At 61.0% G+C, this 13,974-nt stretch carries 12 protein-coding genes; 11 read left to right on the plus strand and 1 reads right to left on the minus strand.

What is annotated here, in order from left to right; translation table 11 throughout:
• Position 1: 1 nt before the first annotated feature.
• Positions 2-742, minus strand: coding sequence for a ComF family protein (locus PFLQ2_RS24770; protein WP_003177642.1), 741 nt, complete (start codon positions 740-742; stop codon positions 2-4).
• A gap of 90 nt (positions 743-832) precedes the next feature.
• Between PFLQ2_RS24770 and bioB the strand changes: the two genes are divergently transcribed.
• The 11 genes from bioB to PFLQ2_RS28490 all read left to right on the plus strand — a co-directional run bounded on the left by bioB (position 833) and on the right by PFLQ2_RS28490 (position 13,880).
• Entirely contained in the window at positions 833-1,888 is a 1,056-nt protein-coding gene (gene bioB, locus PFLQ2_RS24765; RefSeq protein ID WP_003177643.1) for a biotin synthase BioB, read from the plus strand.
• A 152-nt stretch (positions 1,889-2,040) separates the two neighbouring features.
• Positions 2,041-3,219 carry an 8-amino-7-oxononanoate synthase gene (gene bioF / locus PFLQ2_RS24760; RefSeq protein WP_003177644.1) on the plus strand — a complete coding sequence of 393 codons (1,179 nt, stop codon included), beginning with the start codon at positions 2,041-2,043 and terminating at the stop codon, positions 3,217-3,219.
• Entirely contained in the window at positions 3,212-3,943 is a 732-nt protein-coding gene (locus PFLQ2_RS24755) for an alpha/beta fold hydrolase (protein ID WP_003177646.1), read from the plus strand. The genes bioF and PFLQ2_RS24755 overlap by 8 nt, the downstream gene beginning before the upstream one ends.
• Complete coding sequence (gene bioC / locus PFLQ2_RS24750; RefSeq protein WP_003177647.1) at positions 3,936-4,748, plus strand: malonyl-ACP O-methyltransferase BioC; 813 nt, start codon at positions 3,936-3,938, stop codon at positions 4,746-4,748. The genes PFLQ2_RS24755 and bioC overlap by 8 nt, the downstream gene beginning before the upstream one ends.
• Positions 4,745-5,425 carry a dethiobiotin synthase gene (gene bioD, locus PFLQ2_RS24745; RefSeq protein ID WP_003177648.1) on the plus strand — a complete coding sequence of 227 codons (681 nt, stop codon included), beginning with the start codon at positions 4,745-4,747 and terminating at the stop codon, positions 5,423-5,425. The genes bioC and bioD overlap by 4 nt, the downstream gene beginning before the upstream one ends.
• A gap of 122 nt (positions 5,426-5,547) precedes the next feature.
• Positions 5,548-5,844 carry a hypothetical protein gene (locus PFLQ2_RS24740; protein WP_003177649.1) on the plus strand — a complete coding sequence of 99 codons (297 nt, stop codon included), beginning with the start codon at positions 5,548-5,550 and terminating at the stop codon, positions 5,842-5,844.
• Positions 5,845-6,121: 277 nt separating this feature from the next.
• The gene (locus PFLQ2_RS24735) at positions 6,122-7,927 is read left to right on the plus strand and encodes a phenylacyl-CoA dehydrogenase (protein WP_003177650.1); all 1,806 of its coding nucleotides are present in this window, start codon (positions 6,122-6,124) and stop codon (positions 7,925-7,927) included.
• A 253-nt stretch (positions 7,928-8,180) separates the two neighbouring features.
• A complete protein-coding gene (locus PFLQ2_RS24730) occupies positions 8,181-9,470 on the plus strand; it encodes a GGDEF domain-containing protein (RefSeq protein WP_003177651.1) in 1,290 nt (429 codons plus the stop codon).
• Positions 9,471-9,561: 91 nt separating this feature from the next.
• On the plus strand, positions 9,562-11,358 hold the full coding sequence (locus PFLQ2_RS24725) for an acyl-CoA dehydrogenase C-terminal domain-containing protein (RefSeq protein WP_003177652.1): 1,797 nt from the start codon (positions 9,562-9,564) through the stop codon (positions 11,356-11,358).
• Between the two features lie 240 nt (positions 11,359-11,598).
• On the plus strand, positions 11,599-13,377 hold the full coding sequence (locus tag PFLQ2_RS24720) for an acyl-CoA dehydrogenase C-terminal domain-containing protein (RefSeq protein ID WP_003177653.1): 1,779 nt from the start codon (positions 11,599-11,601) through the stop codon (positions 13,375-13,377).
• Between the two features lie 344 nt (positions 13,378-13,721).
• Entirely contained in the window at positions 13,722-13,880 is a 159-nt protein-coding gene (locus tag PFLQ2_RS28490) for a YqaE/Pmp3 family membrane protein (protein ID WP_003177654.1), read from the plus strand.
• The last annotated feature ends 94 nt before the right edge of the window (positions 13,881-13,974 follow it).

Genomic DNA, 13,974 nt, shown 5'->3' on the forward strand with positions numbered 1-13,974 from the left:
GTCAAGCCGGCTCGCCGGGTTTTGGCGTGCGTGCCAGGCAATACACGTCGACCCGCGCGGCACCGGCTTCGCGCAGCAAACGGGCCAGCGCCTGGGCGGTGGCGCCGGTGGTGAGCACATCGTCCACCAGCGCCAAGTGTAGATTTTGCGCCGACGCGTTCGGGGCCAAGGCGAAGGCCTGGCACAGGTTCCGCTGCCGGGCTTTGGCATCGAGTGCCTGTTGGGCAGGGGTGTCCTGGGTACGTCGCAGCAGGGTCTCTTCGCAAGGTATTTGCAGCGAAGTGCTGAGCCAGCGGGCGAGCAGCGTGGCTTGGTTGAACCCGCGCTGGCGCAACCGCCGGGCGGCCAGGGGCACCGGTACCAGCGCGTCGGGCCGCTCCAGCCCTTCGTCGAAATGATGTTGCAGCGACTGCGCCAACAGCTCGCCCATGAGCCGGCCGAGGGGCCATTTCGCCTGGTGCTTGAAACGGGTGATCAGGCTGTCCACCGGAAAGTCATAGGCCCAGGGCGCCAGGACCCGCTCGAACGCCGGCGGCCGTGCCGCGCATTGTCCACAGCGCAGCCCGGCCATGGGCAACGGCAGGGCGCACACTTCGCATTGGTCGCCGAGCCAGGGCAATTCGCTTTCACAAGGGGTGCAGAGCGGTTGTGGCGTATCGGTGGCGTCCCCGCAGAGCAGGCAGAATTGTTTGTTTTTTAACCAGATGTAAACCGGTCCTTCGTATCGTGGTTGACAGCGCATGACTCTTCCTTAAATATGCCGAACATCCGTGTCGCGCCTGTGGGTATTACGCATCCCAGGCGCCTGCCAAGCATAATCAAGGAAATGCCCATGAGCGCCAGCATCACTGCCAACCTGCGTCATGACTGGTCTTTGGCCGAAGTCAAAGCACTCTTCGTCCAGCCCTTCAATGACTTGCTGTTCCAGGCGCAGACCGTGCACCGCGCGCATTTCGACGCCAACCGCGTGCAGGTTTCCACGCTGTTGTCGATCAAGACCGGCGCCTGCCCGGAAGATTGCAAATATTGTCCGCAGTCCGGTCACTACAACACCGGCCTGGATAAAGAGAAGTTGCTGGAAGTGCAGAAAGTCCTCGAAGAGGCTGCGCGCGCCAAGGCCATCGGGTCGACCCGTTTCTGCATGGGCGCGGCGTGGAAGCACCCGTCGGCCAAGGACATGCCTTACGTGCTGGAGATGGTCAAGGGCGTGAAGGCCATGGGCCTGGAAACCTGCATGACCCTCGGTCGACTCGACCAGGACCAGACCGCAGCGCTGGCCGAGGCCGGCCTGGATTACTACAACCACAACCTCGATACCTCGCCAGAGTTCTACGGCAGCATCATCACCACCCGCACCTACAGCGAGCGCTTGCAAACCCTGGCTTACGTGCGCGATTCGGGGATGAAGATCTGCTCCGGCGGCATCCTGGGCATGGGCGAGTCTCTGGACGATCGCGCCAACTTGTTGATCCAGCTGGCCAACCTGCCGGAGCATCCAGAGTCGGTGCCGATCAACATGCTGGTCAAGATTGCCGGCACGCCGCTGGAGAATGCCGAGGACATCGATCCGTTCGATTTCATCCGCATGCTCGCCGTGGCGCGGATCATGATGCCTCAGTCCCACGTGCGCCTCTCCGCCGGCCGCGAAGCGATGAACGAACAGATGCAGGCCCTGGCGTTCCTGGCCGGTGCGAACTCGATTTTCTACGGCGACAAGCTGCTGACCACCGCCAACCCGCAAGCCGACAAGGACATGCAGCTGTTCGCACGCCTGGGCATCCAGCCTGAAGCCCGTGAGGAACATGCCGATGAAGTGCATCAGGCAGCGATTGAACAGGCGTTGGTGGAGCAGAAGAGCAGCGCGCAGTTCTATAACGCGGCTGTTTGAGTCAATGCAAAACCAAGTGTGGGAGCGGGCTTGCTCGCGAAGGCGGCGCAACAGTCAATACACATGTTGAATGTGATGACCCCTTCGCGAGCAAGCCCGCTCCCACATTGGATTTCATTGTTTTCAGAATAATGATTCATCCCGAGGCCTGCATGCCCTTTGATCTCGCCGCACGCCTGGCTGCCCGTCGTGCCGAAAACCTCTACCGCCAGCGCCCGTTGCTTGAAAGCCCGCAGGGGCCGGAAGTTGTGGTGGATGGCCAGCCGTTGCTGGCGTTCTGCAACAACGACTACCTGGGCCTGGCCAATCATCCGCAGGTGATCGAAGCCTGGCGCGCCGGGGCGGCCCGCTGGGGCGTCGGTGGTGGCGCTTCGCATTTGGTCATCGGCCACAGCGGCCCCCATCACGCCTTGGAAGAAGCCTTGGCTGATTTGACTGGCCGCCCGCGGGCGTTGCTGTTCACCACGGGCTACATGGCCAACCTCGGTGCGGTCACGGCGCTGGTCGGGCAGGGCGACACGGTTTTGGAAGACCGGCTCAATCATGCCTCGTTGCTCGATGCCGGGTTGTTGTCCGGGGCGCGCTTCAACCGTTACCTGCATAACGATGCCCAAAGCCTGGCCAACCGTCTTGAGAAAGCCACCGGCAATACCCTGGTCGTTACCGATGGTGTGTTCAGCATGGACGGCGATCTTGCCGACCTGCCGGCCCTGGCCCGCGAAGCCAAGGCCAAGGGCGCCTGGTTGATGGTCGATGATGCTCACGGCTTTGGTCCACTGGGGGCCAATGGCGGCGGTATCGTCGAGCATTTCGGCTTGAACCAGGACGATGTGCCGGTGCTGGTGGGCACCCTGGGCAAGGCGTTCGGCACTGCCGGTGCGTTTGTCGCCGGGAGTGAGGAGTTGATTGAGAGCTTGATCCAGTTCGCGCGCCCCTACATCTATACCACCAGCCAACCACCGGCGCTGGCCTGCGCGACGCTCAAGAGTCTTGAACTGCTGCGCAGCGAGCATTGGCGGCGCGAGCATCTGCAATTGTTGATCCGCCAGTTCCGCCACGGCGCCGAACAGATCGGCCTGCAATTGATGGACAGTTTCACGCCGATCCAGCCGATTGTGATCGGCGACGCGGGGCGGGCAATGCGGATGTCACAAATGTTGCGCGAGCGAGGGCTGATGGTTACCGCCATTCGCCCGCCTACCGTGCCGGCTGGCAGTGCCCGGTTGCGTGTGACCCTGACGGCTGCCCACAGCGAAGCCCAGGTGCAACGACTGTTAGCGGCATTGTCCGATTGTTTTGCCCTGTTGGGGCCGGAGCCATGTCATGCGTGATCGACTGATACTGCTGCCCGGTTGGGGCTTGGGGGTCTCACCGCTGGAGCCGCTGGCGGCGGCGTTGCAGGGGCTGGACGAACACCTGCGGGTGGAAATCGAGCCGCTTCCGGCCCTGGCATCGAGCGACCCGCAAGAATGGCTCGAAGAGCTGGATGCGTGCGTGCCCCAGGACGCCTGGCTGGGTGGCTGGTCCCTGGGCGGCATGTTGGCCTCGGCGCTGGCGGCACGGCGCGCAGAGCGCTGCTGTGGCCTGCTGACTCTGGCCAGCAATCCGTGCTTCGTGGCTCATGAGCAGTGGCCGAGCGCGATGGCGGGCGAAACGTTCGACGGCTTTCTCGCCGGCTGCGCTGGCGACCCACGCCTGACGCTCAAGCGGTTCAGTTTGTTGTGCGCCCAGGGCGGCAGCGATCCGCGCGGGTTGTCGCGGTTGCTGCTGGCCGGGGCGCCAAGTACATCCCCCGACGTGTTGATGGCAGGGCTGGAACTGCTGGCGCAATTGGATACTCGCGCCGCGTTGCAGAGTTTTCGAGGGCCGCAACTGCATTTGTTTGCCGGCCTCGACGCCTTGGTGCCGGCCGAAGCCGCGAGTCAATTGCTGGTCTTGCTGCCAGATGTCGAAATCGGCCTGATCGAACAGGCCGGCCACGGATTCCTACTGGAAGACCCCCACGGTGTGGCAGGGGCGATCCAGGCTTTTTTGCATGAGTCCGGTGATGACTGATTTGTCCGCTCCTAAATGGCCCGGCGCCTTGCCCGACAAGCGTCAGGTTGCCGCCTCGTTTTCCAGGGCCGCGTCCAGCTATGACAGCGTGGCTGAATTGCAGCGCGATGTGGGGCTGCGATTGCTCGAGCGGTTGCCGGCTTCACTGCAGCCCGCGCGCTGGATGGATCTGGGCTGCGGCACTGGTTATTTCACCCGGGCCCTGGGTGCGCGCTTCGGCGAGGCGACCGGCCTGGCGTTGGATATTGCCCAGGGCATGCTTGACCATGCGCGTCCAAAAGGTGGCGCTGCGTATTTCATCGCCGGGGACGCGGAGCGGTTGCCTTTGCAGGCGTCGAGTTGCGACCTGGTGTTCTCCAGCCTGGCGGTGCAGTGGTGTGCGGATTTTGCCTCGGTGCTGAGCGAGGCCCACCGTGTCTTGAAGCCGGGCGGAGTGTTTGCCTTTGCCAGCCTCTGCGTCGGTACGTTGTACGAATTGCGCGACAGCTGGCGTCAGGTAGATGGCCTGGTGCACGTCAACCGTTTCCGTGGGTTCGAGACGTATCAACAGCTGTGCGCGGCCAGCGGCCTGGATGTCGTCAGTCTTGAACAGCGGCCCCATGTATTGCATTACCCCGACGTGCGCAGCCTGACCCACGAATTGAAAGCCTTGGGCGCGCATAATCTGAACCCCGGTCGACCGGGTGGGTTGACGGGCAGGGCGCGGATCCTGGAGCTGGTCGAGGCTTATGAACAATTCCGCCAGGCCCAGGGCCTGCCGGCGACTTATCAAGTGGTCTACGCCGTCTTGGAGAAACCGCTATGAGCCAGGCCTATTTCATTACCGGCACTGACACGGATGTGGGCAAGACCACGGTCGCGGCCGGTCTGTTGCATGCTGCTCGGCAGGCCGGCATGAGCACCGCCGCCGGCAAACCCGTGGCCTCCGGTTGCGAGGTTACCCCCAAGGGCCTGCGCAACGCCGATGCCCTGGCGTTGCTGGCTGAGTGCTCGGTGCCGCTTGAATACGCGCAGGTCAATCCGCTGGCATTTGAGCCGGCTATTGCGCCTCACTTGGCGGCGCGGGAAGCCGGCGTGGCCTTGACGGTGCAATCGTTGCTGATGCCGATGCGTGACGTGCTTGCCCTGAAGGCCGATTTCACTCTGATTGAAGGCGCAGGAGGATGGCGGGTACCGTTGGCCGATCAGGATAACCTGTCGGATCTGGCCATGGCCCTGGGCCTGCCGGTGATTCTGGTGGTGGGTGTACGCCTGGGGTGCATCAGCCATGCCCTGCTGACCGCCGAAGCCATCGCCCGGGACGGTCTGCAACTGGCCGGGTGGGTCGCCAATATCATCGATCCCAAGACCTCGCGCCTGGAAGAAAACCTCGCCACCCTGGCCGAGCGCCTCCCGGCGCCGTGTCTGGGGCGAGTACCGAGGATCAAGGGCATCACTGCTGACATCGTGGCTGAGCATCTGCACCTGGATCTGCTGGATTAATCGTTCAGGGCCAAGGTTTTGGCTATGACAAGGCACTGTGCCATTAGGGTTTTTGTCGGGCCTTTTCCCAGGGCTTCTGATTCAATGACCGCTGTCGACCCTTCAAGATGACGAGCCCTGCCATGGAAATCTCAGGAAACACCGCGTTCTATGCCGGTCTGAGCACGATTCAGACAGGGCAGAACCGTGTCGATCAGGCGGCTGGCCAGATCGCCAACACCACGATCGAGCGTTCGGTCACCAGTCAGTCGTCCGATATACAGGCTGATCGACTGCGCTCGGTGGATCGCAGCCAGCAATCGGACCTGGCCAGTAGCATGGTCGAAATGTCCCAAGGCAAGTTCCAGGTGCAACTGGGCGTGAACGTGGCCAAGGCATCCGACGAAATGCTCGGGACGTTGATCGATACGTTTGCCTGATCTTGTATTTCCAGATTTGCAAAAACGCCGCGATTATCCGCGGCGTTTTGGTCTCTAACGTCCTGTTGCTCAACTAATCTTTTCCTACGCGCATTGCGGATCCTTCACCGTGGTGGATTTCCTGTGTCTGACATTTTTTGCCAGTCGATGACGAACGGCAAAAGATCGGCGCTTGACAAGATTTGGGCGTAAACGTATGTTTCAAACAACTGTTTGACCGCTACAACAAATCCACGCGGTCGTTCATTCCCGGTTACATCAGCAGAGGTTTATCGCTATGCCTGACTACAAGGCCCCCTTGCGTGATATTCGCTTCGTTCGTGACGAACTGCTCGGCTACGAAGCGCATTATCAGAGCCTTCCGGCTTGCCAGGACGCAACTCCGGACATGGTTGACGCCATTCTCGAAGAAGGCGCCAAGTTTTGTGAGCAGGTGCTGGCTCCGCTGAACCGCGTGGGTGATATCGAAGGCTGCACCTGGAGTGAATCCGGCGTGAAGACTCCGACCGGCTTCAAGGAAGCCTACAAGCAATTCGTCGAAGGCGGCTGGCCAAGCCTGGCCCACGATGTGGAACATGGCGGCCAAGGCCTGCCGGAGTCCCTGGGCCTGGCGGTCAGCGAGATGGTCGGCGAAGCCAACTGGTCGTGGGGCATGTATCCGGGCCTGTCCCATGGCGCGATGAATACGATTTCCGAACACGGTACGCCCGAACAACAAGAGGCTTACCTGACCAAGCTGGTCTCCGGTGAATGGACCGGCACCATGTGCCTGACCGAACCGCACTGTGGCACCGACCTGGGCATGCTGCGCACCAAGGCCGAGCCTCAGGCCGACGGTTCCTACAAAGTCTCCGGCACCAAGATTTTCATTTCGGCCGGCGAACACGACATGGCCGACAACATTGTCCATATCGTCCTGGCGCGCCTGCCGGACGCACCGGCCGGCACCAAGGGCATTTCGCTGTTCATCGTTCCAAAGTTCCTGCCTAACGCCGACGGCACCATCGGTCAGCGCAACGCGGTGAGCTGCGGTTCCCTGGAACACAAGATGGGCATCCACGGTAACGCCACCTGCGTGATGAACTTCGACGCGGCCACCGGTTTCCTGATCGGCCCGGCGAACAAGGGCCTGAACTGCATGTTCACCTTCATGAACACCGCACGCCTGGGCACCGCGCTGCAAGGCCTTGCCCACGCCGAGATCGGTTTCCAGGGCGGCCTGAAATATGCCCGTGACCGCCTGCAAATGCGTTCCCTGACCGGCCCGAAAGCTCCGGACAAGGCCGCCGACCCGATCATCGTGCACCCTGACGTGCGCCGCATGCTGCTGACCATGAAGGCTTTCGCCGAAGGTAACCGGGCGATGGTGTACTTCACTGCCAAGCAGGTCGACATCGTCAAGTACGGCGTGGACGAGGAAGAGAAGAAGAAAGCTGATGCGCTGCTGGCGTTCATGACGCCGATCGCCAAGGCTTTCATGACTGAAGTCGGTTTCGAATCGGCCAACCATGGCGTGCAAATCTATGGCGGCCACGGTTTCATCGCCGAGTGGGGCATGGAGCAGAACGTTCGCGACAGCCGCATCTCGATGCTGTACGAAGGCACCACTGGTATCCAGGCCCTCGACCTGCTGGGCCGCAAAGTGCTGATGACCCAAGGCGAGGCTCTCAAAGGCTTCACCAAGATCGTTCACAAGTTCTGCCAGAGCAATGAAGGCAACGACGCGGTCAAGGAGTTCGTAGAACCCCTGGCTGCGCTGAACAAGGAATGGGGCGAACTGACCATGAAGGTCGGGATGGCGGCCATGAAGGATCGCGAAGAAGTCGGCGCGGCGTCGGTGGACTACCTGATGTACTCCGGTTACGCCTGCCTGGCCTATTTCTGGGCCGACATGGCGCGCCTGGCAGCGGAAAAACTCGCGGCCGGCACCACCGAGGAGGCGTTCTACACCGCCAAGCTGCAGACCGCGCGCTTCTACTTCCAGCGCATCCTGCCGCGTACCCGCACTCACGTAGCAACCATGCTGTCGGGCGCCAACAACCTGATGGACATGAAAGAAGAAAACTTCGCGCTGGGCTATTAAGCCTTAAGCGATTGTTCGAAAAAGCCGCCGCTTCTTCGGAAGCGGCGGCTTTTTCATGCCCGCCACAAATCCCCTCGCTCCCACAGAGGTCAGTGGTGATCCTGAAACAATATTCATCAAGCTCCACCCTAAGAAAACCTGTCCCTCGGCCGTTACAGCGATGGCAGTGTGACATCTGTCACATCGCCCGTGCGTAACTGCGCCAATAGCAGGCACAATGCCATCTTTGATCAGCCGGGTCGGAGCTTTACCCTTGCCGCGTTCTTCCGCTGTACGTTTCAGCCATTTCCTACCTTCATTGCTGCTGTTGCTGGCGGGGCTTGCGGCTGCCTACGTCAAAGATCTCAACGTGTTCTTCACCTCGCTGTTCAACGTCCTCCCTACGCTGGTGTTGTTGCTGGGCGGTGCGTATTGCGCGGTCTATCGGCGCCAACGCGAGCTGTTTCTGATGGTGACGGTGTACATCGCCTATTACCTGCTGGACACCCAGACCGATTTTTACCGCGACAACGGCAAGGTGCGCGAAGACGCGGCGGTGGTGTTCCATCTGGTTTGTCTGCTGTTGCCGCTGTTGTTCGGTCTGTTCGCGGCATGGCAGGAGCGCACCCATTTGTTCCAGGACATGGTGGCGCGGTTCGCGGTGCTGCTGGTCTTCGGCAGCGTGGCCCTTGCCCTGGAGCAAAGTTTTCCCCAGGCATTGCTGCTGTGGCTTTCGGAGATCCGCTGGCCGGCGTTGCACGGCGCCTGGATGAGCCTGATCCAATTGTCCTACCCGATGTTCGCCGCCGCGTTTTTGTTGCTGGCCTGGCAATATTGGCGCAACCCCCGACCACTGCACGCGGCGCAACTGGTGGGGTTGCTGGGGTTGTTCTGGATGCTGCCTAAAACCTTCATCCTGCCGTTCACCCTCAACATCATGTGCAGCCAGGTGATGCTGATGATCGCAGCGGCAGTCGCTCATGAGGCCTATCAGATGGCCTTCCGGGACGAGTTGACCGGTCTGCCGGGCCGACGGGCACTGAATGAGCGCATGCAACGCCTGGGACGCAACTATGTGCTGGCGATGAGCGACGTGGACCACTTCAAGAAATTCAACGACACCCACGGTCACGACGTGGGTGACCAAGTGCTGCGCCTGGTGGCCAGCAAACTGTCGAAAATCGGCGGCGGCGGTAGGGCATATCGCTACGGCGGTGAGGAATTCGCGTTGGTGTTTGCAGGCAAGACCATTGATGAGTGCATGCCTCACCTGGAGGTCATCCGCCAGTCCATCGAGACCTACAGCATTCAGCTACGCAACCCCGACAACCGGCCCCAGGATGATCAACAAGGACGCCAGCGTCGCGGTGGGGCCGGTGCGTCCAGCGTCTCGGTGACGGTCAGCATCGGCGTCGCGGAACGCCTCGAGCAGCGCACGCCCGAAGAAGTGCTCAAATCCGCCGACCAGGCGCTCTACAACGCCAAGGGCGCGGGGCGTAACTGCGTAGTTGCCTTTGGGCAGAACCGCCGCGGTGCGGTGCGCATGGAAGCCGCCGCGGGTTGAGTGATGATGGCGCATTCAGCGTCTGGACTGTGATTGTGGGCCTCGGTGACCGGCAGTAGGTTGGAACGATCTGCTACCGGAGAAAACCACCATGCCCGAGTACAAAGCCCCCCTGCGCGACATGCGCTTTTTGATCGATCATGTCTTTGACTTTCATGGCCGTTACGCCGCCCTGGGCGCCAGCGATGCCAGCCCGGACATGATCAACGCGATCCTGGAGGAAGGCGCCAGGTTCTGCGAGAACGTGCTGGCGCCGCTCAATCGCTCCGGTGACGAGGAGGGTTGCCACTTCGATAACGGTGTCGTGACCACGCCTACCGGTTTCAAGCAGGCTTTCGCCCAATACGTGGAAGGCGGCTGGCACGGGCTGGCGGCGGATCCGGCCTATGGCGGCCAGGGCTTGCCCAGTTCCCTGGGCCTGGTCATCAGCGAGATGGTCGGTTCCAGCAATACTTCTTGGGGCATGTACCCGGGCCTGACCCATGGCGCCATGTCGGCCATCCACGCCCATGGCACCGAAGAGCAGAAACAGACCTACCTGAACAAACTCACCGCCGGCCAGTGGACCGGCACCATGTGCCTGACCGAAGCCCATTGCGGCACGGACCTGGGCATCATCAAGACACGCGCCGTGCCCCAGGCCGACGGCAGCTATGCGATCTCCGGCAGCAAGATTTTCATCTCTGCCGGTGAGCACGACATGAGCGACAATATCATCCACTTGTTGCTGGCCAAGCTGCCGGATGCTCCGGCCGGGACCAAAGGCATCTCGTTGTTCATCGTGCCCAAATTCCTGCCCGACGCGCGCGGCGAGGCAGGGGAGCGCAATGGCGTTTCCTGTGGCTCGATCGAGCACAAGATGGGCATCAAGGCGTCGGCCACTTGCGTGTTGAACTTCGACGACGCCAGGGGCTTTCTCATCGGCGAGCCGAACAAGGGCCTGAACTGCATGTTCACCATGATGAACCATGCCCGGCTCGGCACCGGCATGCAGGGCCTGTGCCTGGGGGAAGCGAGTTTCCAGGGCGCGATCAAGTATGCCCATGACCGTTTGCAGATGCGCTCGCTGACTGGCCCCAAGGCGCCGGAAAAAGCCGCCGACCCGATCATCGTCCATCCCGATGTGCGCAGGATGTTGCTGACCATGAAGGCTTTCAATGAAGGCAACCGGGCGCTGACGTACTTCACCGCGCAGTTGCTGGACACCGCGCACCTGGACGCGAACGAGGCGGCCCGTCAGGAGGCGGAAGATCTGTTGGCGTTCCTCACACCGATCTGCAAGGCCTTCATGACCGACACCGGGCTTGAGGTGACCAACCACGGCATGCAGGTGTTCGGTGGCCACGGTTTCATTCGCGAATGGGGCATGGAGCAACTGGTGCGCGACTGCCGCATCGCGCCAATCTATGAAGGCACCAACGGGATCCAGGCCCTCGACCTGCTGGGACGCAAGGTGCTGGGCAGCCAGGGCAAGTTGCTGCGTGGCTTTACCAAAATCGTCCATAAATTCTGCGCGGCGAATGCCGGACATCCGCAGCTCAAGGATTACGTCGCGCAACTCAACGAGCTCAACCAGCAATGGGGCGAGCTGACCACACGGGTGGGCATGGCTGCCATGAAGAATCCCGATGAGGTCGGCGCCGCTTCCGTGGATTATTTGATGTACAGCGGCTACATCATCCTGGCCTACCTGTGGTTGCGCATGGCCTTGGTGGCCCAGTCGCAACTCGACGGTGGCCAAGGCGACGAAGATCTATGCCGCGGTAAATTGGCGACCTGTGAGTTTTACTTCAAGCGCCTGCTCCCACGCACGAGCGCCCATCGGGCTGCGGTCGAAGCTGGAAGCGATTGTCTGATGAAACTGCCGGCGGAGTTGTTTGCGCTCTGAAGCGTGGCGAGGGAGCTTGCTCCCGCTTGAGTGTGCGCATCATTCATAAAAAGGGCTGCTACGCAGCCCAGCGAGAGCAAGCTCCCTCGCCACGATGGATCTCTAAAACCTGGTTGTGACTAAAAATAACAAAATGGTCACTGGCTGACCCTATGTGTCGCAAAAGTTGTTGATGTACACTCGGGCCCATGCGAAAACCGTATCTTACGAACCAACTGTTTAGATCCTGCGAGGTTTGCCATGGCTGACTACAAAGCGCCCCTGCGCGATATGCGCTTCGTCCTCAATGAAGTGTTCGAGGTTGCGAAGCTCTGGGCCCAACTGCCAGCGTTGGCCGATACCGTAGACGCGGAAACCGTCGAGGCGATCCTCGAAGAAGCCGGCAAAGTCACCAGCAAGAGCATCGCCCCCCTCAGCCGCGCGGCTGACGAAGAAGGTTGTCATTGGGCCGACGGTGCCGTCACCACGCCGGCAGGTTTCCCACAGGCCTATAAGACTTACGCTGAAGGCGGTTGGGTCGGTGTCGGCGGCGATCCGGTGTACGGCGGCATGGGCATGCCCAAGGCCGTTTCGGCCCAGGTCGAGGAAATGGTCAATTCGGCCAGCCTGTCCTTCGGCCTGTACCCGATGCTCACCGCCGGGGCTTGCCTGTCGATCAATGCCCACGCCAGCGAAGAACTGAAGGCCGCGTACCTGCCGAATATGTACGCTGGCGTCTGGGCCGGCTCCATGTGCCTGACCGAACCCCACGCCGGTACGGACCTGGGGATCATTCGCACCAAGGCCGAGCCCCAGGCCGACGGTTCCTATAAGGTCAGCGGCACGAAGATCTTTATCACCGGTGGTGAGCACGACCTTACCGAAAATATCATTCATTTGGTGCTGGCAAAGCTGCCGGACGCACCGGCCGGCCCGAAAGGCATCTCGTTGTTCCTGGTGCCCAAGTTCATGGTCAATGCCGATGGCAGCCTGGGTGCGCGAAATGCGGCCAACTGCGGCTCGATCGAACACAAGATGGGTATCCAGGCGTCCGCCACCTGCGTCATGAACTTCGACGAAGCCGTGGGTTACTTGGTGGGTGAGCCGAACAAAGGCCTCGCGGCGATGTTCACGATGATGAACTACGAGCGCCTGGGCGTCGGTATCCAAGGCCTGGCGACCGGTGAGCGCTCCTACCAGAACGCTATCGAATACGCCCGTGACCGCTTGCAGAGCCGTTCCCCAACCGGCGCGCAGAACAAGGATAAGGTCGCGGACCCGATCATCGTCCACCCCGACGTGCGCCGGATGTTGCTGACCATGAAAGCATCGAACGAGGGTGGCCGCGCATTCTCCACCTACGTGGCGATGCAACTGGACACCGCGAAATTCAGCGAAGACCCGGCGACCCGCAAGCGCGCCGAAGACCTGGTGGCCTTGCTGACCCCGGTGGCAAAGGCTTTCCTGACCGACCTAGGCCTGGAAACCACTGTTCATGGCCAGCAGATTTTCGGCGGTCATGGTTACATCCGTGAATGGGGCCAGGAGCAACTGGTGCGTGATGTGCGCATCACCCAGATCTACGAAGGGACCAACGGCATCCAGGCCCTGGACTTGGTCGGGCGCAAGATCGTCGGCAGCGGCGGTGCGTTCTATAGGTTGTTTGCCGATGAAATTCGTCACTTCACTGCCACTGCGGGCTGCGACCTGGCCGAGTTCACCAAACCCCTGAACGATGCTGTCAGTACGCTGGATCAACTGACCGAGTGGCTGCTGGACCGGGCCAAAAACAACCCGAATGAAATCGGCGCGGCTTCAGTGGAATACCTCCAAGTGTTCGGCTACACCGCCTATGCCTACATGTGGGCGCTGATGGCCAGGGCGGCCTTGGGCAAGGAGAACCAGGATGATTTCTACGCCAGCAAATTGGGCACCGCACGGTTCTACTTCGCACGCCTGCTGCCGCGTATTCATTCCCTGAGCGCTTCGGTAAGGGCGGGCAGTGAATCGCTGTTCCTGCTGGAAGCTGGCCAATTCTGAGACAAGAGCGCTGTGTAAGCATTTGCTTACACAGCGTGCTGGCATTTTCCCTCTACCGGCGGATTGGATCCAGGGCTAATCTACTTTCCATGGACGTAGCGCAGGACGCGCAAAGTAAACAACACGGACACGTAGGATTCTGCCAGGACGGCGGAGTGAAATGGATGTCAGGGAAACAGTCTGCAAAACCCCGCTTCGGCGGGGTTTTCTTTTGTGTGCGTTTTTTATTTGCCCACGGCCTCGCCCGGTTGGGCAGTTTCCTGCGGATGTGCCACTGAACCCTGGCGAGCGGTCAGGTGTCCATCAGCTAAGGCAACTTAGCCATCGGCCATCAGGAGTCATCCATGGATTTCATTCGTATCATCATCGCCATCTTGCTACCGCCGCTGGGTGTGTTCCTGCAAGTGGGTTTCGGCGGGGCTTTCTGGCTGAATATTCTGCTGACGCTGTTGGGCTACATCCCAGGCATCGTGCATGCGGTGTATATCATCGCCAAGCGCTGATCGTGCAATGCGGGGATTTATCTGTGGCGAGGGAGCTTGCTCCCGCTGGATCGCGCAGCGGTCCCAATGTGCTTTGCGATTGCTGCGCAATCGA

Source organism: Pseudomonas fluorescens Q2-87 (genome assembly GCF_000281895.1).
Classification (GTDB): Bacteria; Pseudomonadota; Gammaproteobacteria; order Pseudomonadales; family Pseudomonadaceae; genus Aquipseudomonas; species Aquipseudomonas fluorescens_S.

Coding starts and splice junctions, on each gene's coding strand:
- bioC (WP_003177647.1), top strand. CDS start 3,936: ATGACTGATTTGTCCGCTCCTAAATGGCCCGGCGCCTTGCCCGACAAG.
- PFLQ2_RS28490 (WP_003177654.1), top strand. CDS start 13,722: ATGGATTTCATTCGTATCATCATCGCCATCTTGCTACCGCCGCTGGGT.
- PFLQ2_RS24720 (WP_003177653.1), top strand. CDS start 11,599: ATGGCTGACTACAAAGCGCCCCTGCGCGATATGCGCTTCGTCCTCAAT.
- PFLQ2_RS24735 (WP_003177650.1), top strand. CDS start 6,122: ATGCCTGACTACAAGGCCCCCTTGCGTGATATTCGCTTCGTTCGTGAC.
- PFLQ2_RS24755 (WP_003177646.1), top strand. CDS start 3,212: ATGCGTGATCGACTGATACTGCTGCCCGGTTGGGGCTTGGGGGTCTCA.
- bioB (WP_003177643.1), top strand. CDS start 833: ATGAGCGCCAGCATCACTGCCAACCTGCGTCATGACTGGTCTTTGGCC.
- PFLQ2_RS24740 (WP_003177649.1), top strand. CDS start 5,548: ATGGAAATCTCAGGAAACACCGCGTTCTATGCCGGTCTGAGCACGATT.
- bioD (WP_003177648.1), top strand. CDS start 4,745: ATGAGCCAGGCCTATTTCATTACCGGCACTGACACGGATGTGGGCAAG.
- PFLQ2_RS24725 (WP_003177652.1), top strand. CDS start 9,562: ATGCCCGAGTACAAAGCCCCCCTGCGCGACATGCGCTTTTTGATCGAT.
- bioF (WP_003177644.1), top strand. CDS start 2,041: ATGCCCTTTGATCTCGCCGCACGCCTGGCTGCCCGTCGTGCCGAAAAC.
- PFLQ2_RS24770 (WP_003177642.1), bottom strand. CDS start 742: ATGCGCTGTCAACCACGATACGAAGGACCGGTTTACATCTGGTTAAAA.